The sequence below is a fragment of the Eudoraea adriatica DSM 19308 genome (assembly GCF_000382125.1).
Lineage (GTDB): Bacteria > Bacteroidota > Bacteroidia > Flavobacteriales > Flavobacteriaceae > Eudoraea > Eudoraea adriatica.
The window spans coordinates 355,659-382,301 of sequence record NZ_KB907546.1; the positions used below are offsets into that span (position 1 = coordinate 355,659).

Below are 26,643 nucleotides of genomic sequence, written 5' to 3' on the forward strand. Positions count from 1 at the left end.
AATTAATGATATGAATTTTGAATACAGTGAAAAATCTATTGCTTTCCAGGCAAAACTCAGACAATTTATAGCCCGCTATATAGGACCGGTTCAGCAGGAAGTAGAATCTTTTCACAGAGACCCTGACAATATTTGGAAAAGGTGGCCCGGCCTAGATGCTTTGAAAAAAAATGCAAAAGATGAAGGGCTTTGGAATTTGTTTCTACCAAAAACTTATGGAAAATTAAGCCCGGGATTAACAAATTTGGAATATGCCCCGTTGGCAGAGATTATGGGAAGGATATTATGGTCATCGGAGGTTTTTAATTGTAGTCCGCCTGATACCGGTAATATGGAGGTTCTGGCAAAATATGGAAGTCCGGAACAGAAAGATACCTGGCTATACCCTTTGATGCAAGGCGATATCAGATCTTCATTTTTGATGACCGAACCCAATGTGGCCTCCTCAGACGCCACTAAAATAGAGACGTCCATACTGGCAGATGGTGACGACTATGTGATAAGCGGCAGGAAATGGTGGTCTTCGGGAGCAATGGACCCCAGGTGTAAGATAGCAATAGTAATGGGCAAGACCGATTTTGGTGCAGCACGCCACTTGCAACATAGTATGATTTTGGTTCCTATGGATACTCCGGGCGTAGAGGTCATAAGACCCTTAAGCGTTTTTGGATACCATGATTCTCCGGAAGGACATGCAGAAATAGTATTGAATAAAGTACGTGTGCCAAAAAAGAATCTTATTCTCGGTGAAGGAAGAGGATTTGAGATAGCACAGGGACGTTTGGGTCCGGGAAGAATACACCATTGTATGCGATTAATAGGGATGGCACAACGATCCCTGGAGTTAATGTCCGAAAGGGCCACGAAACGCAGTCCGTTTGGCCGGACTTTGGATACCTACAGCAGTATTCGACAGGAAATAGCATTTTCTCGTTGTGAAATTGAACAAACACGTCTGCTGGTGCTTTCCGCTGCAGATAAAATGGATAGGGTTGGTAACAAGGAGGCAAAAGACCTTATAGCCATGATTAAGATAGTAACTCCGAATATGGCTTTAAAAGTAATCGACAGAGCCATTCAGATAATGGGGGGCAAAGGGGTAAGTGGCGATACACCATTAGCTCATTTCTACGCTACGGCAAGAACTTTGCGACTGGCAGATGGCCCGGATGAGGTTCACTTAAGTCAATTGGGAAAAAACACTATCAAAAAATACGCGGAAATCTAACTATGCCGGAAAAGGAATTAACCCAAACTGTTCGAAAAGGAGAAGAGCTTCATGAGGGGAATTTGAAAAAGTTCCTTTTGCAAAACAATTTGATTAATACGGTAAAAAGCGAATTGATAATCAGGCAGTTTTATAATGGATATTCTAACCTTACCTATCTGCTGAAAATCGAAGAAAAGGAATACGTTTTGCGCCGCCCGCCATTTGCTGCACCAAAGCGAGGACATAATATGGGGAGGGAGTTTAATGTACTGAACAAGCTGCATAATGTATTTGACAAAACTCCGGTCACTTACGCATACTCAGAGGATGTTGAGATATTGGGAGCTCCATTTTATATAATGAATAAAGTTGAGGGAATTATTCTGACCGCCCGGGAGGCCAAAGAACGAAAGGTGTCTCCAAATGATTTTAATAAAATAGCGGATACCTGGCTAGATGCTTTTGTTGAGCTACACGAGGCGGACTATAAGGCTGCCGGATTGGAATCATTGGGAAATCCTGAAGGCTATGTAGAGCGCCAGGTTAAAAACTGGGGCAAACAGTACCTTGCCGCAGCTACCGAGGAAGTTATCTCTGCACAAAAGGTGATGTCCTGGATGGAAAATAATAAACCCCGAAATTATGATTACAGCCTTATCCATAATGACTATAAGTATGATAATGTAGTATTTGTTAATGATCAATGGGAAAAAATAGTGGCTGTACTGGATTGGGAAATGTGCACTTTGGGCGATCCATTGATGGATTTGGGCACGTCCCTTGGGTATTGGACTACGTCTTCAGATGCGGATTTTTTAAAACATGGATTGCCGTCACCAACTACAATGGCAGGTAATCCAAGCAGGACAGAAATTGTGCACAGATATGCGCTAAAAAGTGGCAGGAATATTAATAACCTCACTTTCTATTTTGCATATGGTCTCTTTAAAATTGCGGTTATAGCCCAACAGATATACTATAGGTTTAAACACGGGTATACAAAAGATCCCCGTTTCGAAGGTTTAAATGAGGTTTCGGCCCTTTGCTGCAATACCGCATGGAATGCTATACAAAAAGACAGAATTGATGAATTGTATTAGTTTTTTTAAAATTTAATTGGGTTTATTCGTGAAAAACAAGTCATATATAGAAGTAAATAAAGAACAGCTAAATGCATTGGCACGGTTGCCAGAGGATCAGGAATTAGTAATGCTTAACCTTTTGAGATATAAAGACCGGGTAGAAGAAACAGGATTGACAGGCGAGGCTTCCTACAGGCAATATATGATGGCAGCATCTCCTTTTTTTGGGAAAGTAGATGCTGAAATTGTGTTTTTCGGAAGCCCAAAACTTATGCTGATAGGACCGGAAGATCAGGAATTATGGGATGATGTTCTCCTGGTAAAATATAAAAATGCCGGGGAATTTTTTAAAATGACTCAGGCTAAAGGATATCCCTCAAAATTACGAGAACAGTCTTTACAGGATTCACGATTGGTATACTGTAAATCAAATTCCGTGTAATGTCCGGGGTTTTTATTTTGTTTAATTAAGGTCATATGAGTTTAGAAAATAAAGTTGTTATCATCACGGGTGCAGGAAGTGGAATAGGAGCCGCGTCCGCTATCTTATTGGCTAAACACGGGGCTTCTGTAATCGTAGCTGATCTCAATCTAAAAAGCGCAAAAAGTGTTGCCAATAAAATCAATATTGCAGGAGGTAGGGCTTTTGCTTTCCAGGTGGATGTGTCTGCATTTAAAGAAGTTGAATTATTAATAGCACAAGCGATTAAAAATCACGGTAAGCTGGATGTTATGATTAATAATGCGGGAATAGGTGGTGAAAATCAAAAAAAAACCGCCGAACACACGCTCGAGGATTGGGACAATGTTATTGCAGTGAATCAGACAGGAGTTTTCTATTGTATGAAAGTTGCTTTGGGGCATATGATGAAGCAGGGATACGGAAACATAATTAATATGGCATCCCTGGCTGGCTTAAAGCCTTCGGGGTACAATCTCTCGTATAGTGCCAGCAAATTTGCTGTTGTAGGTATGACCAAATCAGCCGCCCTTGAATATGGACGTAAAAATATCAGAATAAATGCCGTCTGTCCCGGCTATACCCACTCGGCACTTTTAGACAAACTTTTGGCAAGCAGGCCGGATATGTCAGACACCTTAAAACAACTGATTCCTATGGATAGGTTTGGGGATGCAGATGAAATTGCAGAAGCTGTCTTGTGGCTTGCTTCCGATAAATCAAAATATGTTACCGGTCAAACCATAACATTAGACGGTGGTATGTCACTTTTATAGCCAATTAAAAATCAAAGGCTAAACAAATTAAAAAGACTGCTAAATGAATGCATTGAAGGTTATAAAAAAAGAAGAATATACCATTGTTCAGATGAACCGAGGAAAGGTAAATGCAATTAATTACGCTATGGTTCAGGAGCTTAGGCAGGTATTCCGGGATATTGAAAATGACAGTTCAGTTAAAGGAGCAATACTTACCGGACAACCGCACTATTTCTCCGCAGGTCTGGATTTAATTGAATTATTTCAATATGACAAAAGACAGATCAAAGACTTTTTTCGTGTTTTCGGGGCGCTCTTTATAGAGCTTATGCACATTACAAAACCTGTTATTTCGGCCATTACAGGTCATGCCCCGGCGGGAGGCTGTGTTCTTGCAGTGGCAAGTGATAACAGGATAATGGCAGATGGCGGGCAATATATAATAGGGCTGAATGAGGTAGCTGTTAATATTCAAATATCTCAGAACTTAATAGAAACCTATGCCTTTTGGATAGGTGGGGGTCTGGCAAGCAGATATATTATGGAAGGGAAGCTGCTTAATGCAGAAGAAGCTTTGTCAGCCGGATTAGTAGATGAATTGGTTCCTTTGGAGCAGGTGTTGCCAATGGCTGAAGCCAGGATGCAGCATTATTTGAAGGCAGATCAGGAGATACTTGTTAACACCAAAAGGAAACTGCGAAAAAATCTACTTGCCAGGCTTGATATGGATGCCGAAAATTCCCTCAAAGAAGCTGCGACCTTATGGTGGAAACCGGAAATCAGAACCAAAATGGAAGCATATGTAAAGAGTTTCACAAACAAAAAGAAAGTATAGAATAGAAATGAAAAAAATGAATAAGCAATTAAAGTTTGTAAAGAGGCCCGTAGGAGAAGCTGATCCTTCTACCTGGTCACTGGAGATTAATCCTGTCCCCGAATTGCAGGATGGAGAAATTCTGGTGAGACAGCATTTTGTTTCCCTGGACCCGGCTATGCGGGGATGGATGAATGATTCCAAATCCTATATAGAACCGATGGCTATTGGCTCTGTCATGCGTGCCGGAGCTGTAGGGGAGGTGGTCGCGGTTAAAAACAATCCCAATTTTAAAATCGGGGACTTTGTGGCCGGATTTGGAGGTGTTCAGCAATATGCGGTTTCAGATGGTGCCAATAGCCGCATTATAGATCCTGCTTTGGCTCCACTTCCTACTTATTTAAGTACCCTGGGAATGACCGGCATGACGGCCTATTTTGGCATTCTCGAAGTAGGAAAAATAAAGGAAGGTGATATTGTGGTGGTCTCAGGAGCGGCGGGGGCTGTGGGAAGTATTGTGGGGCAAATTGCCAAAATTAAGGGATGTAGGGTTATTGGTATAGCCGGGGGACAAAAAAAATGCAATTATCTTTTGGAGGAACTGGGTTTTGATGCTGCTATTGACTACAAAAACGAAGATGTTAGGAGCAGGTTGAAGGAAGAATGTCCAAAAGGTCTGGATGTATATTTTGACAACGTAGGAGGCGAAATTCTTGATATTGCCCTTAGCAGGCTTAGAATGCATGCCCGGATAGTGATTTGTGGAGCCATTTCTCAATACAACAACAAAATGTCTGTAAAAGGACCCAGTAATTACCTTTCACTTCTGGTGAACCGCGCTACAATGCAGGGAATGGTTGTATTTGATTATGCAAAAAGGTATAGCGAAGCTGCAAGAGATATGGGAGCATGGCTGGCTGAAGGAAAACTGAAGGGCAAAGAAGATATTTATGAGGGAATTGAAAACTTTCCGCAGACCTTTCAAAGGTTGTTTTCAGGTGATAAATTAGGTAAACTGGTACTAAAAGTAATCGAAGATGAAAGCCATACGATGTAAAGAATTTGGACCGCCGTCTTCGCTGGTTCTGGAAGAAATGCCCGGATTAAAACCGGGCGCCAATGAAGTATTAGTAGCGGTAAAAGCCTGTGGAATAAATTTTCCGGACACCTTAATTATTCAGGGTTTATATCAATTTAAGCCGGAACTCCCTTTCACTCCGGGTAGCGACATAGCCGGGGTTATTAAAGAAGTCGGCGATGATGTCGGACATCTAAAAGTCGGTGATGAAGTTTTCGGTTTTGTCTTTAGCGGAGGTTTTGCGGAGGAAGTTGTTGTCCCATCCAATACTTGTTTCCTGAAATCAAAAAAAATGAACTTCCCTACTGCGGCGTCATTTATGGTGGCATATGGCACTTCATACCATGCTCTTAAGGATCGCGCAAAACTATCTGAGGGCGAAACATTGCTTGTTCTCGGGGCTTCAGGAGGCGTTGGTTTGGCAGCTGTAGAGTTAGGAAAATTAATGGGAGCAAAAGTTATCGCAGCAGCCTCTTCCGAAGACAAGTTGCAATTATGTCGCGAATATGGTGCAGATCTAACCATTAACTATTCGAAAGAAGACCTGAAGTCTGAAATAAAAAAATTGACGGGTAAAAAGGGGGTAGATGTTATCTACGATCCTGTCGGAGGTGAATATTCTGAGGCTGCATTCAGGGCAATTGCATGGGAGGGCAGATTTCTGGTTGTAGGATTCGCTTCCGGGACAATACCTAAACTGCCTATGAATTTGCCACTCCTTAAAACGGGTTCGGTCGTCGGTGTATTTTGGGGTGATTTTGCCATGAGGAATCCAAAACAAAATATGGAGAATACGGCAACGTTGATGAAATGGTTTGACAAGGGGATGCTAAAACCCCATATCCATAAGACCTATGAATTGAAGTATACATCCAGGGCATTGGAGGAAATGATGAACAGAAAGGTCAGGGGTAAATTAGTGCTGGAAGTGTAAGCCTGTTTAATACTAAAAAAAAAGTGTTTTTAAGTAAAAGTTCACTTTGCTTTAGAGAACTAAATCCTTAAGAAAAAAATTATTGAATTATACAAAATGAGATTAAAAGACAAAATAGCGATAGTCACGGGAGGAGCCCGTGGTATAGGCAAGGCCATTTCAGAACTCTTTGCGAGGGAAGGCGCAACGGTAATTATATTAGATCTATTGCCGCAAGGGCAAAAAGTAGCAGATAGTATAAATGATACCGGTAAAAGAGCAGAATACCATCAGGTATCGGTAACGGATAGAGCAGCTGTGGAAGGCGTTTTCAAAAATGTAAATAATAAATACGGCAGAATAGATATCCTGATAAACAACGCCGGAATTACCAGGGATAGAACACTTGAAAAAATGAGTGAGGAAGAATGGGATGCAGTTATAGAGGTAAATCTTAAGGGAGTCTTTATTTGCACGCAGGCTGTGGTTCCTTATATGAAGGCAAATAAATGGGGCAGGATAGTAAGCGCTGCTTCTAACGTTGGTTTAAGGGGTAATTTTGGGCAGACAAATTATGCAGCGACTAAAGCGGGTGTTATTGCGATGTCTAAAACATGGACCATGGAATTGGGCAGGTATGGTATCACTGCCAACGCCATCGCGCCGGGATTTACAATGACCGATATGGTAGAAAAGATTCCGGATGAGCATTTTGCTAAAATTAAAGAAAGTATTCCCTTGCGGACCGTAGCACAACCCATAGATATAGCCTATGGTTATTTATACCTTGCTTCTGATGAAGCTCGCTTTGTTTCGGGGACATGCCTTACAATAGATGGTGGAACTTCAAGATAACTATATAAAATGGCTCAACTGGAATTAGAGAATATCGAATCTTTTCGCGAATTAGAAGGAAAAACTTTACCGGCCGGAGATTGGCTTACTGTTACCCAGGAAATGATCAACGACTTTGCTAAAGCCACCATGGATTTCCAATGGATACATATAGATGTTGAAAAAGCGACAAAATATTCCCCATTTAAAAAACCTGTGGCTCATGGCTTCATGTCTTTGTCACTATTGGCCAAGCTTTTAAAAGATGTTTTGCTGATTAAATCTGTGAAAATGGGAGTAAATTATGGTCTTAACAAAGTGCGTTTTCCAAGCCCTGTCTTAGTGGACAGCAGGCTTAGGCTAATTGGAGCTATTCAAAAAATTGAAAATTACGGAGATAATGGCGTTAAAATTACCTGGAATTGTGTCGTGGAGACCGATGAATCTGACAAACCTGCTTGTGTTGCTGAGTTTATTAGTTTAATGTTCGAGTAATTTCTTAAATTTAACGATAACCTTCCATGTAAAATTAGATAACTAAGGCCTAACCTAAAATATTCAAACCAATGACCAGAGTTTTTGACCTCCTATACCATCAACTGAATAATAACCCACTTGAAGCTTCATTAAATATTCGCGATGCGAATGGCGATTGGAAATCGTTTAGCACAGAGGATGTAAAAAATTATGCGGAACAAGCAGCCTCCGGATTATTGAAATTGGGACTGAAGCCCGGGGATAAGGTAGCTATGGTAATCTATAAAAACAGACCGGAATGGGTTATAATGGACTTTGCCCTGCAAATGTCTGGCTTGATAAGTATTCCATTATACCCAACAATAAGTATTTCGGAATTTGAATATATTTTAAATGAGGCAGAAGTAAAGGCAGCTTTTTGCGGAGGACTCGACCTTTATGATAAACTTACCCTTACCAGTAAAAAAGTTCCTAGTTTAGAAAGTATATACACTTTTGACAAAACTGATGGAAGACCCTATTGGAAAGAAATTTTAGATACCGATGGGCTAGCTCAAATTGAGGAAATAAAAAACCGATCAACCGGGGAAGATCTTATTACAATTATTTATACGTCTGGTACAACCGGAAACCCTAAAGGGGTTATGTTAACAAATAAGAATATCTTGCATGCCATACTGGAGACTACTCCATTTATTACACTGCATCCCGGGGAAAGAGTATTGAGTTTTTTGCCGTTGTGCCATATCTATGAAAGAGCGGTTTCTTTAGCATGGTTTAATAAAGCAGCCAGTATATATTTTTGTGGCACCGATAATCTTAGCGGGCCGAATGGCGATTTGGCATCTGTGAAACCAGTAGTTTTTACAACGGTTCCAAGGTTGCTGGAAAAAGTCTATGAAGCTATTTACAATAAGGGACTGGCTTTAACAGGTGCAAAAAAGGCTCTTTTCTTTTGGGCACTTCGCTTAACCGATAATTATGACCTGGATCAAAAATTATCCCCAATTAATAAATTGAAATGGGGGATCGCAGATAAATTGATTTTTAGTAAATGGCGTGAAGCCCTGGGGGGGAATATCCGTTTGATATTCACTGGTTCTGCCCCTTGTCCTTTGAAAATAATCCGTGTTTTTTGTGCTGCCGGGATTAATATACGGGAGGCATATGGACTTACAGAAACTTCTCCTACTTTAACCGTTAACGGCACAGAACCAGGTGGAGCCATTATTGGGACAGTTGGCTATGCTATTAATGGTGTAGAATTATATATAGACAGGTCTTCGGGGGATTATAATGATGACGAAGGTGAAATATTGGCCATTGGACCGAATGTTATGTCGGGCTATTATAAAAAACCTGAGATAAATGCTCAGGTATTTAAAGAAATTGATGGCAGAAAGTGGTTTTGCACCGGTGATATTGGTAAGCTGATTAAAGGTCCGAATGGAAAGGAATTTTTAAAAATTACAGACAGAAAGAAGGAATTGCTAAAAACATCCGGGGGTAAGTATGTAGCCCCTGCGCCTATTGAAAACAGGATTAAGGAAAATTTTATTATTGACCAGATAATGGTTGTAGGGGATAAACAAAAATTTGTTTCGGCACTTATTGTTCCTTCAGAGGATGGATTAAAGAACTGGTGCAAGCATAAGAATATTAAGTGGACCAACCTGGAGGATATGGTGAAGCAGGATAAAATAATTGCGAAATATCAAAAAGTGATTAATAGTTATAATCCGGAATTCAGTCATATAGAGCAAATAAAGAAATTCCGCCTGGTCCCCGCGGTATGGCTGCCTATACACGAAGATGATTCTGTAGCTGAGCTAACGCCAACTTTGAAGCTTAAAAGACGTGTGATTAGGGAGAAGTACAAGAAGGAAATTCAGGAAATATATGCCTGATACTACTCCTTTTTTGCTTAAGAATTTACGAGATCAGTTTGGGTTTTGATTCTTCAGGGCATTCAGGCTGTCCATTTCCTTTCTGAACCTAAGGATTACCAATGAGTCTAATTGCCGTGAAATGCTGTCTTTCATTATTGCCCAGTTGGCTGTATTCATATTGGAATTATACTTCAGTATCTTATGGAATTTCGCAACGTTAAACCGGTTGGCTTCCCACGCCGCTGCGGTACTCTCCTGATGCTTTAGGTCCTGGAGGTATATCCCAATACCAAAGCCCATAACGACTACGACCAATAAAATGACTAAAATTTTTGTGGTTTTGTGCATCTTTCAGGTTTTAGGTTCATAATATTAAATTATGATGGATTTGGGGTGAAATGGTATATCAAAGATACAAATCAGATTAATCTGACTAAAGTTGAGGCTAAATAATCTTGAAAACTACCATAAATGCCATAAAAAGCAAAAAAGCACTACCCAAGGTCAATACCGTTTTGATAATTTTAGAATTTTTTCTCATAATAATAAAGTTAGGCCTGTCCGGACCAACTCCAAAAATTTTCCGTTGAATGCTAATAAATTTGGATAAAGTGCTTTAAGTTTCTCTTTTTTTCAGAAGATACGAAGCTTCCGGCAGGTTTGGGTGCTTACCTCTATAAGCTCGCAAAATATTAAATGGGTGTTCGCTAATCTATATTCTATTTTTTTAATTTATTTACTAATTTTCTCGCTACAGTGGTGTCATAAATAATTTTAAGCTTATGAATAGTATTTAACGAATCAAATTCTATTATATCGACGACATCAAATTCTACTTCTTCCTTATTTCTCAGTGTCCATCTATAGCCAAAATAGAGTGCCAATTTATTGGAATCATTTTCTTCAAAAATTCCTTTCAGCTCCAATTCGGAGTTGTTTGTATCATTAGTAAGCTGATGATAAAACTCATCGGCTTTCATAATACCGTAAATGGGCGAGTCTACAATGCCATTTTCATTAAAAAGTTTTATTATTTCCTCGCTATCACCTTTGGCCAGGTAATCCATATATTTAAGGGCGATCTGTTTTTTTGTAGTCATTGCAATATCAATTTAATTTTATGGTGAACCGGAGGGTTATATGTAATAAATTTTAAGCGTTTCCTGAATTTTTTTGACCTAAAATGCTGAATTTGAAATTGAGCTAAAAAGGCAATTCCCGGGACCGTGAAATTTGGTTTTCAAAAAGCCTTAAACTCCCTGTGATTCTTTTTAAATAAACCACAATGTAATCATTAAATTATATATAAAAGTTTAGAATGGTTCATAATTATTTTCTATTGGAAAGCAATTTAAATGAGCAAACATTTTGGTACTTTTACTGTTGCAATAGAAGATAACAAAAAATCGATCATATTATGGATGAAAACAAAAGTCAATCTGGTACTAAAGGAACAAGTTATGATGTTAACGGTGAAGGGAAATGCCCGTTTTTGAGTGGTGAATTACATCAGGCTGCAGGTGGCGGAACAACAAACCGCGACTGGTGGCCGAATATGCTGAACCTGAATATCCTACGTCAGCATTCGTCTTTATCTGACCCCATGGGAGATGATTTTAATTATGCAGAAGAGTTCAAATCACTGGATTTGGAAGCTGTTAAAAAAGACCTATACGAATTAATGACTGATAGCCAGGATTGGTGGCCGGCAGATTATGGCCACTATGGACCGTTCTTTATCCGGATGGCATGGCATGCTGCAGGTACCTACCGCATAGCGGATGGACGTGGTGGTGGTGGTACGGGAGCCCAGCGGTTTGCTCCTTTGAACAGCTGGCCCGATAATGCCAATTTAGATAAAGCACGTCTGCTTCTCTGGCCTGTTAAACAGAAATATGGTAAGAAGCTTTCCTGGGCAGATTTGTTGATCCTGGCCGGAAACTGTGCCCACGAAAGTATGGGCTTAAAAATGTTTGGTTTTGGCGGCGGCCGAGAAGATATCTGGCAACCGGAAGAAGATATTTATTGGGGTTCGGAAGCAGAATGGCTGGGAAACAAGAAAAGGTATGATGAAAAAGGAGAATTGGAAAACCCCCTTGGTGCCGCGCACATGGGATTGATCTATGTAAACCCGGAAGGGCCTAATGCTAATCCAGACCCTGTGGCTGCAGCACATGACATTCGTGAGACCTTCGGGCGTATGGCGATGAATGATTATGAGACTGTTGCTCTTATTGCAGGCGGGCATACCTTTGGTAAAACCCATGGTGCGGCAAGTGATACAGAGTATGTTGAAGCAGAACCAGCAGGTGCTGGTATTGAAATGCAGAGTCTTGGGTGGAAGAACAACTTTGGTTCAGGTAAAGGTTCTGATACAATAACAAGTGGTTTAGAAGGAGCCTGGACAGATACGCCTACCAAATGGAGTAACAAGTATTTCGAAAACCTATTTGGCTATGAATGGGAGTTAACCAAAAGCCCTGCGGGTGCCCATCAATGGAAGCCTAAAAACAATGAGGGTGCAGGTACAGTTCCTGATGCACATGATCCGGAAAAAAAGCATGCTCCGTTTATGTTGACTACTGACCTTGCCCTACGTATGGATCCGGATTACGAGAAAATCTCAAGGCATTTTTATGAAAATCCCGATGAATTTGCGGATGCCTATGCACGTGCCTGGTTTAAACTTACCCACCGTGATATGGGTCCGGTATCGAGATATCTGGGACCAGAAGTGCCCGGGGAAGAATTAATTTGGCAGGATCCCATTCCCGCAGCAGATTATGAATTGATCAATGATAATGATATTGCAGCCTTAAAGGCTAATATTTTGGCCTCAGGCTTATCAATTTCCGAATTGGTAGCCACGGCATGGGCATCCGCATCAACTTTCCGTGGGTCGGACAAACGCGGTGGAGCCAACGGAGCCCGTATTCGTTTAGCACCCCAGAAAGATTGGAAGGTAAATAACCCCAGGCAATTGGCAAACGTTTTGGATACCCTTGAACGTATTCAAGGAGAATTTAATGATGACCAGTCTGGCAACAAAAAGGTATCCCTGGCAGACCTGATTGTCTTAGGTGGTTGCGCTGCTGTTGAGAAAGCCGCAAAAAATGCCGGTCATGAAGTGTCTGTACCCTTTACTCCGGGTCGCACTGATGCATCTGAGGAGCAAACCGATGCTGAAGCTTTTGAAGCTCTTGAGCCATTAGCAGACGGTTTCCGTAACTACGTCAAGGATAAATTCTCAGTAGGTGCAGAAGAACTGTTGGTAGATAAGGCGCAGTTAATGACCCTGACTGCACCAGAGATGACTGTGCTGGTTGGTGGTATGCGTGTATTAAATGCTAACTTTGATCAGTCCGGGCATGGGGTGTTTACCAAACGTCCAGAGACGCTCTCAAATGACTTTTTCCTCAACTTGCTCGATATGAGAACTACCTGGAAGGCAATTGGAGATTCTGATGAGGTTTTCGAAGGTCTTGACCGCGCAACAGGGGCACGAAAGTGGACCGGTACGCGTGTAGATCTTATTTTCGGTTCTAACTCAGAACTAAGAGCCCTTGCGGAGGTTTATGGATGTGAGGACTCTCAGGAGAAGTTCATTGCAGATTTTGTTGCCGCATGGGACAAAGTGATGAACCTGGATCGTTTTGATTTGGCTTAAGTACAACTAAGGTTTGTAGAATAATAATTTAAAAGATAAAGGTGGTCTGGAAACAGGCCACCTTTTTTGAATGAAAAATAAAAATCCATTACTTATGTAATGGACTTTCTGCTTTAAGTGACCTCGACAGGATTTGCTGATGCATATCCCTTGTGCTTCCAAGTGAAAATAGAAAGTCCATGGCTATGCCATATTTTTTATTTTACTCGAAGTTTAAAAAGCAACGCTTTCCAACTTCTCCTATGAACAAAAAATCCATTACTTACGTAATGGACTTTCTGCTTTAAGTGACCTCGACAGGATTCAAACCTGTAATCTCTTGAGCCGTAATCAAGTGCATTATTCAATTATGCTACGAGGCCTTATAAATATGTTCCCCAATGGGGCTGCAAATATATTTCTTTTTACATTTAGGGCAAAATAACAAGCTGCATAATAAATGGATTTTAAAAATTACATCAGAGATATTCACGATTTTCCTGAGAAAGGTGTGACATTCAAGGATATTACACCCCTTTTAAAAGATTCTAAAGCACTTCAGGCAGCGGCTGAGGCTATGTTAAATATGATAGGGGATGTAAAAGTAGACAAGGTAGTGGGTATGGAAAGTCGGGGATTTTTCTTTGCCCCCATCCTTGCGGCAAAATTAAATGCTGGTTTTGTTCCTGTACGTAAGGCAGGAAAATTGCCTTCAGATAAGATCAGCAGAACCTATGCATTGGAGTACGGGAAAGATACGCTGGAAATCCATGAAGACAGTATTTATCCGGGTGAAAATGTAATTATTCATGACGATGTTTTAGCTACAGGCGGGACTGCAAAAGCCACCTGTCAACTGGTTGAAGCACTTGGCGGAAAAGTATTGCAATGCAATTTTTTACTGGAGTTAATGAACCTTAATGGAGCAGCAAAACTAGATGGGTACTCTGTAAAATCTCTTGTAAGTTATTAATCCAGGGCGTTCGTAGTAATAAAATATCGCCAGCCAATAACAGCCATCTGGAACTTAGATGCTTTAGAAAGGTCTAGTCTCTTTTTTGTAAAGGAAGGCAACACTAGTTTATTGATCCTGGCAAGAAGCTTAAAGAGTGTTTTTTTCAGGTTTAACATATTACAAATATAGTATCTTATATAAAACAAAAATGAACGCCATAAGCGCTCATTTTAGATATATTGCTCTATCTCCGTTTAGGTTATTATTAGTATCAGGGACACCAATACAAAAATTATAATTTTGGCAATTGTGATCATTTCTCAGACTTTATAAGATTAAAAAATATTTCTTCTTTTAAATTATGATTCGAAGATATGGGAATCCTTGCCCTCCGACCAAAATAATCTCCAGGAAATAATGTAATTGCATACACTATTGTAAGTAAAAAGACGGTTTATATAATAAATTAAAAATACTTTCCTTGGCAGTAATTCGGATTCAATATTATATATACCCATAATTATTACAAATTGTAACAATTGTAGGGGCTATTTTGAGATTATTTGGAATTGCAAGGAGATATTTTAGTTAAAAAGCACCTTTTTTGCCTAAACCATGCCATAATAAAAAATACCGGTGCTGTTTATGACCGGTATTTTAATTCTATAAAAATTAAGTTTAGCTTCCTTTTAATATTAGTTCCCCTTTTTGGTTTTAACTTCTACTACTCCGCCTTTTGCTTTTTCACCATACTTTTCAGCAGCCTTATCACCTTTGTATACATTTATGGTTTCAATCTCATCCGGGGATAGAGATTTAACCTCTTCTTTGCTGCTTTCTTTGCCATCAATCATAAAAAGTTGGTCTTCAGAATCATCGGTATCAATAAAGAAAAAGCTACTACTATCTTCGCCAATAACTTCTATATCATCTATATCATCTGTATCCTTTATAACAAAAACACGGGTATTTCTGCCGGTTGCGCTCTTTTTTTCTATACGTACATGTTTCCCATGCGCCTTGTCTTCTTCCTCCATTTCTTCAAAATCTTTGCGCGAAACCTTTTTGCCATTAACGATTATAATTTCCTTACCATCATCTACTTTTATTTCTACACGCTTATGCTCGTCATCATCGCTGTAAACCCAGGTATTACTATCCGTTTCTTTATGTATAACCTTATGCTTTGACGTTTTATTACCCATAAAAAAGGAGTTGTTGTCTTCATCATAGACGATGGTTAACGGATCTATAGGTTTTCCGTCATTGCCGAAGGAAGAGGAACCTCTGAATTTTTTCCCGTCTTTGCTTTTAGATCGCATGTCTATTTCCAGTTCTATTATCTTTTTATTCGCATTGCGCACGGCTGTGTAGGAGAAATCTATTCCCTTGTCGGATAGATCTTTTTTAAGTTCCTCCAATTCTTCATTTGTAGTATCTTTATTTATAAGGATCTCAAAGGTTTTCTGATCCTCTGCCGCTGTATGAGCAGCATCGGCGTCTGTTTCCGACTTAGGTACGTAGATTGTCTTTGTGTTAAAACTCAACAGGAAAATTGACAAGGCTGGCAGGATTAGTGCCATTTTGAGCAGGTTTCTTTTGTGTGATTTTGATTTGTGTAACATGACTATTCGTTTTTTGATTAATGAGCTGTAAAAATTATTGGTGATTGGTGTAAAAAATTGATTTCCGGATACTTTTAATAATGCGTATTTATAAGCCCTGTCTGATGCAACACTCTGAATAGCAGTGTGGTCTGCCAAATATTCGAGATTTTGTTCAATATTTTTTTTGTAGAGCCAGCTAAACGGATTTGCCCACAGCACAATGGTAACCAGATGGGCTACTAACAGGTCTATAGAATGTTTTTGAGTACTATGTGCATGTTCGTGTTTCAAAATTGCTTCGAGCTCAAGAGGATTGAACTTATGCGGGTTATAAAAAATATAACTGAAAAATGAAAAAGGGGCAATATCTCTCTCAGTCTCCACATAAACGTAGCCATCCATTTTAATGGTTTTGTTGGTGCGAATCACCTTTCGGATTGCCATAAGTTGAAATATAAACTTAAGTCCAAGGGTACTTATCCCAATACCATAAACTATATAAATTAAATCAAGCCAATTAAATGAAGACTTATTTATTTCAATGGAATAATTCGCAGGAAAGGAATTGGATGCGGTTATGGGTATGGCAGCGATTTCTACATAGGTATTAATTACAATAAAAGGGCATACAAAGGCCGCAATCACCCCCATGAGCAAAAAATGGCGGTTTACCCTGAAAAAGGTTTCCTTTTTTAGGAACGCCTGGTAAACCAAATAAAAAAGTACGAGTATTCCCGAAGCTTTTAAAAGGTATATCATCAATGCATCCATCTATTTTTCTTTTTCTATTAGTTGTATAATTTCCCTGAGTTCTTCAATGGATATCTTTTGCTCCTTTGCAAAAAAAGACACCATGCTTTTATAGGAATTATCGTAATAATCTGCAATGGTGTTAGATATAAAGCGTTTTCTGTAGTCTTCCTTGGTAACCAAAGGGTAATAGCGGTGTGTGTTTCCAAATGCCTCATGCGAGACATACTTCTTTTCCTCCAGATTCCGAACTATTGTTGACAAAGTATTGTAATGAGGCTTATCGCCTTTTAATTCGGCCATGATCTCCTTTACAAATGCCTTTTCTAATCTCCAGAGGATCTTCATGATTTCCTCTTCCTTATTCGTCAGTTTTTGCATCCTGTTCATAGTTTAGATCAAACATATTACTAATAATTTAGTTAAACAACTATAAATCTAGTTATTTAACTATAATTTAAGTTTATTGGGTTTCATTCCTTTTGGAAGTAGAAATATGCAAATGCATAAAATGGAACTCGATTTACCAAATATGGGGTTATTTTAAATGAAATGCAGGGGCTGTTCCGCAGCTATTCTACTATATTTGCCAAAAGTTTTCAGATGCTCAATTTGTTGTTTATCACAATTGGTTTGACTTTATTAATACTCGGAGGCAACTGGTTGTTAAGGTCGGCTGTGGCCTTCTCCCTAAGACTGAATATATCCAGGATCATTATTGGCATGACCATAGTGTCCTTTGCAACTTCTGCACCTGAACTTATCGTAAGCGTAAACGCAGCATTAGATGGTTTTCCGGATCTGGCGCTTAGTAATGTTGTAGGATCCAATATTGCCAATCTTGGCCTGGTGCTGGCAATTATTGTTCTTTTAGGAAGAATTGATGTCCGCAAGGCTTTTTATATAACAGACTGGCCGGTAATGATGGCTGCATCGCTTTTGTTTTTTGGATTTATATATTTTGATGGAATTCTTCATCCTTATGAAGGGGCAATAATGGTATTATTTCTATTTCTGTTTCTGATATTTTTACTACGCTTTCAGAAAACAGCTGTGGTTGAGGAAGTCCATGAGGACGACAGGCCACTACCCCTGTATAAGGCTGTTCTTTTTTTGGGGTTGGGTGGTATTGCACTATGGGGAGGGGCAGAATTGCTTGTGAAAGGTTCAGTAGGTTTGGCTACTTTTTATGAAGTAAGTGAACGGGTGATCGGGATAACAGTGGTTTCGGTAGGTACGAGTATCCCTGAACTGGCCGCCTCCGTTATTGCAATAATTAAAAAAGAAAAAGCAATTTCCTTAGGTAACTTAATTGGATCCAATATTTTTAATTTGCTGGCTGTTTTGGGTGTGACCTCAATGATAGCCCCAATTTATGTAATAGATCAGGGTCTTCTGAATAGCGACATATGGTGGATGCTAGGCATTTCGTTTGTTATTCTTCCCTTGGTATTCTTTCCAAAAGGATTGCGCCTTGGTTGGCGTGATGGAATTATATTGTTATCTCTGTATTCGGTCTTTTTGTACTTTACATTGTTTTAGATTTAAGTCTAGACTATTTTTTGGCAAAAAAAAAACCGCCTTTAATTGCTTAAAGACGGCTTATTAAATATGATTTTGGAAATTAGTTGGCTACAGCTTCAATATTTGCTGATTTTACAGTTTGGATAATTCTACCTGCAATTTTATAAGGATCACCATTAGAAGCCGGTCTCCTGTCTTCCAGCCATCCTTTCCAGCCTTTTTCAACTGTTATGATCGGAATTCTGATAGAAGCACCCCGGTCTGATACACCATAACTGAAATCTTTAATAGATGCTGTTTCGTGCAAGCCCGTAAGTCGTTCTTCATTAAAAGCACCATAAACTTCAATATGGTCAAGAGCCACTGGTCTGAAGGCCTCACAAATTCTTTCATAAATTTCTTTAGAACCACATGTTCTTAAAGTGGTATTCGAGAAGTTTGCGTGCATTCCACTACCATTCCAATCTCCTTTAACTGGTTTCGGGTGCAATTCAATATAATAGCCATATTTTTCAGTAAGACGATTCAATAGGTAACGAGCAACCCAAATTTCATCGCCAGCTTTTTTTGCGCCTTTGGCGAAACACTGAAATTCCCATTGTCCGGGTGCAACTTCCTGATTAATACCCTCAAAATTAATGCCTGCCGCAATACATAAATCCATATGCTCCTCTACAAATTCTCGTCCCCATGTATACCTTCCTCCTACAGAGCAGTAATATTTACCCTGTGGTCCGGGAAATCCACCGCGTGGAAATCCAAGAGGTAAGTCTGTTTCGGTATCCATTAAAAAGTATTCCTGTTCAAATCCAAACCAGAAATCATTATCATCGTCATCAATTTGAGCTCTATGATTTGATGCGTGTGGTGTTCCATCGGCGTTTAATACTTCAGACATTACCAAAAACCCATTAGCTCTTTCAGGGTCCGGATAAATTGCCACTGGTTTCAACAGGCAATCTGAGGAGCCTCCCTCGGCCTGTTCGGTTGAAGACCCGTCAAAAGACCATATAGGGCAATCTTCCAATTTACCACTGAAGTCTTCTTCAATTTTGGTTTTGCTTCTCAATTCTTGTGTTGGTTCATGACCATCTAACCAAATGTATTCTAATTTTGTTTTGCTCATAATCTTCAATGTTAATTTTTCATTTTTACGATTTCCAAAAATAAATTATTTTATAGATATCTATTAAAAATCAGGGGGTATTTATCAAAAAAAACGACATAATTATTAACACCCCTATTTTTTTGAGGGGATTTTGCAATATTTATATAAAATGACGATTATTCTATGAAATGTTTAATTTTGTTTTAACTAAAGTCTAAAATATAGTATATGTCCATAATAAGATTCAGTGCAGTAAAAGAAAGTTTTCAGCATAAACCACTTGTAATAACAGAAAACGGGCGGCGATCTGAGTTGTTCGGAACACATGTTTTCAATGAAGAAAAAATGCTGCAGTATCTCACGAAGGATGCTTATCTAAGTGTAAAAGAGGCCATTTTCTCAGGCTCAAAAATTGACAGAAAAATAGCCGATCAGGTCGCAGAAGCTATGAAAGCCTGGGCTATTTCTATGGGTGCAACGCATTACACCCATTGGTTTCAGCCCTTAACGGGTGCAACGGCGGAGAAGCACGATGCTTTTTTTGATCTGCTGGCAGACGGAAGAGCTGTTGAAAAATTTGGTGGTGCCCAGCTTGTGCAGCAAGAACCGGATGCTTCCAGTTTTCCCAGCGGGGGTATACGCAATACTTTCGAAGCCAGAGGATATACCGCATGGGATCCTACTTCCCCTGCATTCATATATGGAACTACCCTCTGTATTCCAACTATTTTTGTCTCATATACCGGAGAGGCACTTGATAATAAGGCACCCCTGTTGAGAGCCCTGCATGCTGTTGATCTAGCGGCTACAGCAGTAGCAAAATATTTTGATAAAAATGTTGCCAAAGTTCAGGCAACACTGGGATGGGAACAAGAATATTTTCTTATAGACAAAGCACTTGCTGGTTCGCGCCCCGATCTGGTTCTTACAGGTCGCACTCTGGTTGGGCACCTGGCGGCTAAGGGCCAACAGCTGGATGATCATTATTTTGGTGTTATCCCCATGCGGGCTATTAATTTTATGCGGGATCTTGAAAAGGAATGTACCCGGCTCGGAATTCCTGTCAAAACCCGGCATAATGAAGTAGCTCCAAATCAGTTTGAGCTGGCCCCGGTTTTTGAAGAAGCGAATTTGGCGGTTGATCATAATTTGCTATTGATGGATATTATGGAAAAAGTGGCCGACAGGCATAATTTTAAAGTACTTTTTCATGAAAAGCCCTTCTCAGGAATAAACGGATCCGGAAAACACAATAATTGGTCCCTTGCAACAGATACGGGGGTAAATCTGCTAAGCCCGGGTTCTACCCCCATGAAAAATCTGCAGTTCCTGACATTTTTTGTCAATACTATCAAAGCTGTTGACACTTATGAGGAGCTTCTAAGATCATCAATTGCTTCAGCCAGTAATGATTACAGGTTGGGCGCCAATGAGGCTCCGCCGGCCATTTTTTCAATCTTTGTGGGAACACAATTAAGCAATGTCCTGGATGAATTGGAAGGGGTGTCCCAGGGCAAGTTGTCACCGGAAGAGAAAACAGAGTTAAAACTCAATGTAGTTGGGAAGATACCTGAGATATTGCTGGATAATACAGATAGAAATAGAACCTCGCCATTTGCTTTTACCGGGAATAAATTTGAGATGAGAGGAGTTGGTTCTAAAACCAATTGTGCAAAACCCATGACCATTCTTAATACTATTGTGGCGAAACAATTGAGGGAATTTAAAAAGGAAGTAGACGCTTTAATTGACAAAAAGAAATTAAAAAAGGACGAAGCAGTTTTCAATGTTTTGCGGGAATATATCAAATCATCTAAAAGAATTCGTTTTGACGGTGATGGTTATAGCACAGATTGGGAGAAAGAAGCGAAAAAAAGGAAATTGAGTAATAACAAATCCACGCCTTCAGCAATTCAGGTAATGACGTCTAAAGAAAGTCTGGAACTTTTTAATGGCCTTGAGGTAATGAGTACCATAGAAGTTGAAGCGCGGCAGGAAGTTGAATTAGAGACCTATATTTTCCAGACCCAAATTGAAGGCAGGGTCTTTAATGATTTGGTATATAGTCATATTATTCCTTCAGCTATTGATTACCAAAACAAATTAATTAAAAATGTTTTGGGTTTAAAAGAGATTTATGGCGCTGCTCATAAGAAATTATCCGAAGGACATCTCACACTGATTGAACAGATTGCGGAGCATATGGTGGAATTAAAAAAGAATACGGATGATATGACCAACGCAAGAAGGGTGGCCAACAAATTAACGGATCTAAACAAAAAAGCTTTCGCTTATTGTGATAATGTTCGTCCTTATTTTGATAAAATCAGATATCATTGCGATAAGTTAGAGCAACTTATTGATGATCAGTCCTGGCCATTGACCAAATACAGGGAACTATTGTTTATTAAATAAGTAAATAATTAAAGCTCACTTTATGTGGGCTTTTTTATGGTTTATGCTATTTTTGCGGAAACCAAAACCCATGGATCCGTCTGCCAGCAAACGTTATGACCAAAGAGGAGTTTCAGCTTCTAAGGAAGACGTGCATAATGCCATAAAAAATATTGACAAAGGCTTGTTTCCAAATGCTTTTTGCAAGATTGTGGAGGATTATCTTACCAGGGATGAAGAATACTGTTTGGTAATGCACGCGGATGGCGCGGGCACCAAATCTTCACTCGCTTATATGTATTGGAAAGAAACAGGCGATATGTCTGTTTGGAAAGGTATTGCCCAGGATGCATTGATCATGAACCTGGATGATCTTTTATGTGTTGGTGTAACAGATAATATCCTGCTATCCTCCACTATCGGGAGAAATAAAAACCTGATTCCCGGAGAGGTCATTTCTGCAATAATTAATGGTACCGAGGAATTAATAGAAGATTTGGCTAATCACGGAATCACAGTTTATTCAACAGGCGGTGAAACAGCCGATGTTGGGGATCTGGTGCGCACTATAATAGTTGATTCTACCGTTACAGCAAGGTTAAAAAGGGCTAATGTTATAGATAATGCCAATATTACCGCAGGGGATGTAATTGTTGGCCTGGCATCCTACGGACAGGCTACCTATGAGTCTGAATATAATGGCGGGATGGGCAGTAATGGCCTTACTTCTGCAAGGCATGATGTTTTTTCAAAATATTTGAGCACGAAATACCCGGAGAGCTATGACTCCCAGGTGCCTTCGGAACTGGTGTATTCAGGAAATGTTAAACTTACGGATGCTGTCCAGGATTCCCCTCTTGATGCAGGTAAACTTGTTTTGTCTCCAACCAGAACCTACGCACCCATAATTAAAAAAATTCTTCAGAAATACAATTCCAAAGACATTCATGGCATGGTGCATTGCAGTGGTGGGGCTCAGACCAAAGTCCTTCACTTCATCAAAGACCTGCATATTGTTAAAGATAACATGTTTGCGGTACCGCCATTATTTAAATTAATTCAGGAACAATCGGGAACAGATTGGAAAGAAATGTATCAGGTTTTTAATTGTGGTCATCGTATGGAACTTTATGTAAATGAAAGCATTGCGAAAGACCTGATAGAAATATCTCATGAGTTTAATGTAGATGCCCGGATTATAGGCCATGCAGAGGCAAATACCACGAAAAAACTAACGATTAGCAGCGAATACGGTACGTTTATCTATTAAGGTATACGATTCACTCTTTTACAGCGTTCTTTTTATAACAGTTTATAACCCGAATTCCGGGTGGAAATTACAAGTACAGTTAAAAAAATTTATGTTATGGAGAGAAAGGAATTTTTACGAAGTCTTGGCGCAGGTGCAGCCTTTGCCTTAACTTTCCCTTGTATTCAAGGTTGTTCCAATGATGACGGAGATGTGGATATGAAGCCGGTTCCTACCGGAGTAGACTTCACCATCGACCTGAATTCACAGGAAGGCGCAGGTTTGCAGAATAATGGCGACTTTATTTTAAAGAATAACGTAGTCGTAGTTAAAAATCTTGAAGGTAATTTTATAGCCGCAAGTCAGATATGCAGCCATCAGCAAACAGACCAGGTACGATTTTTTGATGATAATGGAGGAATTTTTCGTTGTTCTACCCATGGTTCGGTGTTTGATCAAAACGGGACCCCTTTAAATACAATTACGAGCAACCCGCTTAAAATTTTTAACACAGAACTAAACGGCAATATACTTCGTGTTTTTGAGTAATTACGGATTAGCCATATAATGATATTTACATGAAAAGTTTGGCCCTGAATCTTTTCGTTTTTGCTTGTGTATTATGTTCTATTGCCAAGTACTCTAAATCCGTACGTCCAATATTTGCTCAACTAAAAAAAATACAGTAGGTGAAAGGTTTGGTAGTACTATTTCTTGGTATTCTAACCATGACTTCTTTTTGTGGTCAGGCGCAAAAGTATGTATCAGTAAAGAGGTCTCTGAAATTAATGGGCAGTACTTTTGAATTAACAGTAGTGGCTAATAATGAGGATATTGGATATATCAATTTACAAGAGGCTATTGCAGAGATCAAACGTATTGAAAACCTGATTTCTTCCTGGGATCCGGATTCAGAAACTTCAGAAATTAATCGAAATGCAGGCGTTAAACCGGTAAAAGTAAGTCTTGAGCTGTACAAATTAATAGAACGTTCTATTCAGATTTCTGAAATTACAAATGGAGCCTTTGATATTACAATAGCCGCCATGGAAGAGGTCTGGAAATTTGATGGATCCATGACTACCTTACCAACACCGGAACAGATCCGCAGCGCAGTTTCCAAAGTAGGTTATAAAAAAATCGCCCTTAATAAAGCTGAAAATACGGTGTTTTTAACGGAGAAGGGGATGAAGATTGGATTTGGGGCAATTGGCAAAGGCTATGCTGCAGATAAAGTCAGAGAATTATTGGTTTCCAAACAGGTTCCTGCCGGTATGATCAACGCCTCCGGAGATATAACAACCTGGGGTACAAAGGCAACCGGAGAGAAATGGCTGATAGGCGTAGATCACCCGAGAAGAAATGGTAAAATATTTACCTGGCTTCCGTTAATAGAATCATCGGTATCCATTGCTGGTAATCCGGACAGATATGTGTCATTTAATGGAAAGAAATATGCGCATTACATCGATCCGGAATCGGGGTATCCAACTACTGGCATTAGCAAGGTAACTGTACTTGCAAAAAGGGCCGAACTATGTGATGCACTGGCAACTGCCGTGTATATTTTAGGTAAGGAAAAAGGGATTTCTTTAATAAATCAGCTTGGGGATACTGAAGTAATAATTGTAGACAGGTTTAATCAGATGTTTAACAGCAACGGCATAATTCTGGATACCTTAGAATAATTATTCTTGTCTGAATTTTACAAAATCTCCTTTATCTTACTATTTATGAGGTTCATATACCTTTAAAAATTTGTAAATTCGCATTCCTAAGAGGAGATTCAATGTTAGATAAATTAAATATTGTAAAGCAGCGATTCGATGAGGTATCAGACCTCATAATTCAGCCTGATGTTATTGCGGATCAAAAGCGCTATATTCAGTTAAATAAAGAATATAAGGATTTGCGGTTGCTCATTGAAAAAAGAGACTATTATATTGAGCTTACCAATAATATCAGGGAAGCGGAAGAAATTATTGCTGATGGTAGTGATTTAGAGATGGTTGAGATGGCTAAAATGCAACTGGAAGAGGCCAAAGAAGCCTTGCCACACCTGGAGGAGGAAATAAAGTTATTGTTAATTCCAAAAGATCCCGAGGATACGAAAAATGTGGTTATGGAAATACGTGCAGGTACAGGTGGAGATGAGGCCAGTATTTTTGCCGGAGATCTTTACCGAATGTATTCCAAGTATTGCGAGTCCAAAGGCTGGAAAACAAATATCATTGATTTGAGTGAAGGTACCAGCGGTGGATATAAAGAAATTCAATTTGAAGTTACCGGAGAAGATGTATACGGGACATTGAAGTTTGAGGCAGGTGTTCATCGGGTGCAACGGGTACCTCAGACCGAAACGCAAGGCCGGGTTCACACCAGTGCAGCAACCGTGATGGTCTTGCCGGAAGCAGAAGATTTTGATGTGCATGTTGATCCCAAGGATGTACGTATTGACTATTTTTGTTCCTCAGGTCCGGGTGGTCAGTCCGTGAATACAACATACTCTGCAGTGCGGTTGACCCATATTCCTACAGGATTAGTTGCCCAGTGCCAGGATGAAAAATCGCAGCACAAGAATAAGGATAAGGCCTTCAAAGTTTTACGTTCCCGACTTTACGATATGGAATTGGCAAAAAAACAGGAAGAGGACGCAGCAAAAAGAAATTCACAGGTAAGCAGTGGAGATCGTTCCGCCAAGATTCGAACATATAACTATCCGCAGGGCAGGGTTACCGATCATAGGATAGGGCTTACACTCTACGATTTACAAAATATAATCAATGGGGATATTCAAAAGATTATTGATGAGTTGATGTTTGTTGAAAATACTGAAAAGTTAAAAGAAGCTTCGGAGATTTTTTAGAAATCAGTATGAAAATTGAACACTTAGTTGAGCAAATCCATAAAAAAGAATCCTTTCTCTGTATAGGACTGGATACGGACCTGGATAGAGTACCTGCACATCTCCTTAAAGAGGAGTCTCCCATTTTTTCATTTAACAAAGCAATAATTGATGCTACACACCATCTTTGTGTTGCCTATAAACCAAATGTTGCTTTTTATGAGGCTTATGGTGCAATGGGTTGGGAAGCCCTGCGAAAAACGATTGAATATCTTAATGACAATTACCCGGAACTTTTTACCATTGCCGATGCAAAACGAGGAGATATCGGGAATACTTCCTACAGATACGCCAAAGCATTTTTTGAAGATTTGGATTTTGACTCCATTACCGTAGCACCCTATATGGGAAGAGATTCGGTTGAACCTTTTTTATCTTTCGACAATAAACATACCATACTCCTGGCCCTGACTTCAAATGAGGGCGCTTATGATTTTCAAACAAAATTAGTTGGGGAAAAGACTTTGTATGAAGAAGTACTGAAGACCTCAAGATCTTACAAAAACTCTCAAAATCTAATGTACGTGGTTGGTGCAACCAAGGCGAGTTATTTAGCCGATATACGAAAGATAATCCCGGATAGTTTTCTATTGGTACCGGGGGTAGGCGCACAGGGTGGAAGTCTGGAAGAAGTTTGTAAATATGGAATGAACAGAGATGTTGGGATATTGGTGAACTCTTCCAGGGGTATTATCTATGCCTCATCCGGCAACAATTTCGAAACTATTGCGGCAGAAAAAGCTTCTGAATTACGTGATAAAATGGCGCTTGAACTCAAAAAAAGGGCTTAATTAGGTAACAATATTTTCCAATACTTTTTTAAGCTTGCGTGCCTTTAATTCAAAAAACGCTGCAAGTTTATCATCCGAAGTTTTAAAATCCGATGCCTTGTTTAAAAAGTTCTGATACTGGTACTCAATTTGGGCCAAAGCCTGATGTCCACTCGTTATTGGAGTAATCGCTCCAACTTTACAATATTGATTATCCATA

Annotated in this window: 26 protein-coding genes and 1 tRNA gene; 19 read left to right on the forward strand and 8 right to left on the reverse strand. The window is 39.6% G+C overall.

Annotation, left to right across the window (positions count from 1 at the left end):
• Positions 1-10: 10 nt before the first annotated feature.
• From G504_RS0101770 to G504_RS0101815, 10 genes are all read left to right on the forward strand, one after another.
• A complete protein-coding gene (locus G504_RS0101770; RefSeq protein ID WP_019668410.1) occupies positions 11-1,228 on the forward strand; it encodes an acyl-CoA dehydrogenase family protein in 1,218 nt (405 codons plus the stop codon).
• A 2-nt stretch (positions 1,229-1,230) separates the two neighbouring features.
• Positions 1,231-2,310: a phosphotransferase family protein gene (locus G504_RS0101775; protein ID WP_019668411.1), complete on the forward strand. Its 1,080-nt coding sequence runs from the start codon at positions 1,231-1,233 to the stop codon at positions 2,308-2,310.
• A gap of 28 nt (positions 2,311-2,338) precedes the next feature.
• Positions 2,339-2,734, forward strand: a complete 396-nt coding sequence (locus G504_RS0101780) for a hypothetical protein (protein ID WP_019668412.1) — start codon at positions 2,339-2,341, stop codon at positions 2,732-2,734.
• 35 nt (positions 2,735-2,769) lie between these two features.
• Complete coding sequence (locus G504_RS0101785; RefSeq protein ID WP_019668413.1) at positions 2,770-3,528, forward strand: SDR family NAD(P)-dependent oxidoreductase; 759 nt, start codon at positions 2,770-2,772, stop codon at positions 3,526-3,528.
• Positions 3,529-3,571: 43 nt separating this feature from the next.
• A complete protein-coding gene (locus tag G504_RS0101790) occupies positions 3,572-4,345 on the forward strand; it encodes an enoyl-CoA hydratase/isomerase family protein (RefSeq protein WP_019668414.1) in 774 nt (257 codons plus the stop codon).
• A gap of 7 nt (positions 4,346-4,352) precedes the next feature.
• Positions 4,353-5,381, forward strand: coding sequence for an NADP-dependent oxidoreductase (locus G504_RS0101795; RefSeq protein ID WP_019668415.1), 1,029 nt, complete (start codon positions 4,353-4,355; stop codon positions 5,379-5,381).
• On the forward strand, positions 5,362-6,336 hold the full coding sequence (locus G504_RS0101800) for an NADPH:quinone oxidoreductase family protein (protein WP_019668416.1): 975 nt from the start codon (positions 5,362-5,364) through the stop codon (positions 6,334-6,336). The genes G504_RS0101795 and G504_RS0101800 overlap by 20 nt, the downstream gene beginning before the upstream one ends.
• Positions 6,337-6,432: 96 nt before the next feature.
• The gene (locus G504_RS0101805) at positions 6,433-7,170 is read left to right on the forward strand and encodes an SDR family NAD(P)-dependent oxidoreductase (protein WP_019668417.1); all 738 of its coding nucleotides are present in this window, start codon (positions 6,433-6,435) and stop codon (positions 7,168-7,170) included.
• A gap of 9 nt (positions 7,171-7,179) precedes the next feature.
• Positions 7,180-7,644 (forward strand): MaoC family dehydratase, encoded by a 465-nt coding sequence (locus tag G504_RS0101810; protein WP_019668418.1) that lies wholly within the window; start codon positions 7,180-7,182, stop codon positions 7,642-7,644.
• 71 nt (positions 7,645-7,715) lie between these two features.
• Positions 7,716-9,533 carry an AMP-dependent synthetase/ligase gene (locus tag G504_RS0101815; RefSeq protein ID WP_019668419.1) on the forward strand — a complete coding sequence of 606 codons (1,818 nt, stop codon included), beginning with the start codon at positions 7,716-7,718 and terminating at the stop codon, positions 9,531-9,533.
• A 33-nt stretch (positions 9,534-9,566) separates the two neighbouring features.
• Here G504_RS0101815 and G504_RS0101820 read toward each other — a convergent pair whose 3' ends face one another.
• Positions 9,567-9,863 carry a hypothetical protein gene (locus G504_RS0101820; RefSeq protein ID WP_040443726.1) on the reverse strand — a complete coding sequence of 99 codons (297 nt, stop codon included), beginning with the start codon at positions 9,861-9,863 and terminating at the stop codon, positions 9,567-9,569.
• 371 nt (positions 9,864-10,234) lie between these two features.
• The gene (locus G504_RS0101830; RefSeq protein ID WP_019668422.1) at positions 10,235-10,615 is read right to left on the reverse strand and encodes a hypothetical protein; all 381 of its coding nucleotides are present in this window, start codon (positions 10,613-10,615) and stop codon (positions 10,235-10,237) included.
• A gap of 317 nt (positions 10,616-10,932) precedes the next feature.
• Here G504_RS0101830 and katG point away from each other — a divergent pair, with 317 nt between their 5' ends.
• A complete protein-coding gene (gene katG / locus G504_RS0101835; RefSeq protein ID WP_019668423.1) occupies positions 10,933-13,182 on the forward strand; it encodes a catalase/peroxidase HPI in 2,250 nt (749 codons plus the stop codon).
• Between the two features lie 288 nt (positions 13,183-13,470).
• Here the strand turns inward: katG and G504_RS0101840 are convergent.
• Positions 13,471-13,544, reverse strand: a tRNA-Arg gene (locus G504_RS0101840).
• 77 nt (positions 13,545-13,621) lie between these two features.
• Between G504_RS0101840 and G504_RS0101845 the strand changes: the two genes are divergently transcribed.
• Entirely contained in the window at positions 13,622-14,134 is a 513-nt protein-coding gene (locus G504_RS0101845; RefSeq protein WP_019668424.1) for an adenine phosphoribosyltransferase, read from the forward strand.
• Here the strand turns inward: G504_RS0101845 and G504_RS20115 are convergent.
• The 3 genes from G504_RS20115 to G504_RS0101860 all read right to left on the reverse strand — a co-directional run bounded on the left by G504_RS20115 (position 14,131) and on the right by G504_RS0101860 (position 16,854).
• Positions 14,131-14,292 (reverse strand): hypothetical protein, encoded by a 162-nt coding sequence (locus G504_RS20115; RefSeq protein WP_019668425.1) that lies wholly within the window; start codon positions 14,290-14,292, stop codon positions 14,131-14,133. The two genes, G504_RS0101845 and G504_RS20115, sit on opposite strands and share 4 nt — an antisense overlap.
• A gap of 519 nt (positions 14,293-14,811) precedes the next feature.
• A complete protein-coding gene (locus tag G504_RS0101855; RefSeq protein WP_240473017.1) occupies positions 14,812-16,482 on the reverse strand; it encodes a M56 family metallopeptidase in 1,671 nt (556 codons plus the stop codon).
• A gap of 12 nt (positions 16,483-16,494) precedes the next feature.
• Positions 16,495-16,854, reverse strand: coding sequence for a BlaI/MecI/CopY family transcriptional regulator (locus G504_RS0101860; RefSeq protein WP_026348335.1), 360 nt, complete (start codon positions 16,852-16,854; stop codon positions 16,495-16,497).
• Between the two features lie 222 nt (positions 16,855-17,076).
• Between G504_RS0101860 and G504_RS0101865 the strand changes: the two genes are divergently transcribed.
• Positions 17,077-18,015 carry a calcium/sodium antiporter gene (locus tag G504_RS0101865; protein WP_026348336.1) on the forward strand — a complete coding sequence of 313 codons (939 nt, stop codon included), beginning with the start codon at positions 17,077-17,079 and terminating at the stop codon, positions 18,013-18,015.
• Between the two features lie 82 nt (positions 18,016-18,097).
• Here G504_RS0101865 and G504_RS0101870 read toward each other — a convergent pair whose 3' ends face one another.
• Positions 18,098-19,123, reverse strand: a complete 1,026-nt coding sequence (locus tag G504_RS0101870) for a glutamine synthetase beta-grasp domain-containing protein (protein ID WP_019668429.1) — start codon at positions 19,121-19,123, stop codon at positions 18,098-18,100.
• Positions 19,124-19,333: 210 nt separating this feature from the next.
• On the opposite strand from G504_RS0101870, the gene G504_RS0101875 reads away from it, so the two are divergent.
• From G504_RS0101875 to pyrF, 6 genes are all read left to right on the forward strand, one after another.
• Entirely contained in the window at positions 19,334-21,520 is a 2,187-nt protein-coding gene (locus G504_RS0101875) for a glutamine synthetase III family protein (protein WP_019668430.1), read from the forward strand.
• Between the two features lie 70 nt (positions 21,521-21,590).
• Positions 21,591-22,769: an AIR synthase related protein gene (locus tag G504_RS0101880; RefSeq protein ID WP_026348337.1), complete on the forward strand. Its 1,179-nt coding sequence runs from the start codon at positions 21,591-21,593 to the stop codon at positions 22,767-22,769.
• 96 nt (positions 22,770-22,865) lie between these two features.
• Positions 22,866-23,297 carry a QcrA and Rieske domain-containing protein gene (locus G504_RS0101885; protein ID WP_026348338.1) on the forward strand — a complete coding sequence of 144 codons (432 nt, stop codon included), beginning with the start codon at positions 22,866-22,868 and terminating at the stop codon, positions 23,295-23,297.
• A 140-nt stretch (positions 23,298-23,437) separates the two neighbouring features.
• Positions 23,438-24,436, forward strand: a complete 999-nt coding sequence (locus G504_RS0101890) for an FAD:protein FMN transferase (protein WP_019668433.1) — start codon at positions 23,438-23,440, stop codon at positions 24,434-24,436.
• Between the two features lie 101 nt (positions 24,437-24,537).
• Complete coding sequence (gene prfA / locus G504_RS0101895) at positions 24,538-25,614, forward strand: peptide chain release factor 1 (protein WP_019668434.1); 1,077 nt, start codon at positions 24,538-24,540, stop codon at positions 25,612-25,614.
• 8 nt (positions 25,615-25,622) lie between these two features.
• The gene (gene pyrF, locus G504_RS0101900; protein WP_019668435.1) at positions 25,623-26,444 is read left to right on the forward strand and encodes an orotidine-5'-phosphate decarboxylase; all 822 of its coding nucleotides are present in this window, start codon (positions 25,623-25,625) and stop codon (positions 26,442-26,444) included.
• Here the strand turns inward: pyrF and G504_RS0101905 are convergent, their stop codons facing one another.
• Positions 26,445-26,642: a hypothetical protein gene (locus tag G504_RS0101905; RefSeq protein ID WP_019668436.1), complete on the reverse strand. Its 198-nt coding sequence runs from the start codon at positions 26,640-26,642 to the stop codon at positions 26,445-26,447.
• Between the last annotated feature and the right edge of the window lies 1 nt (position 26,643).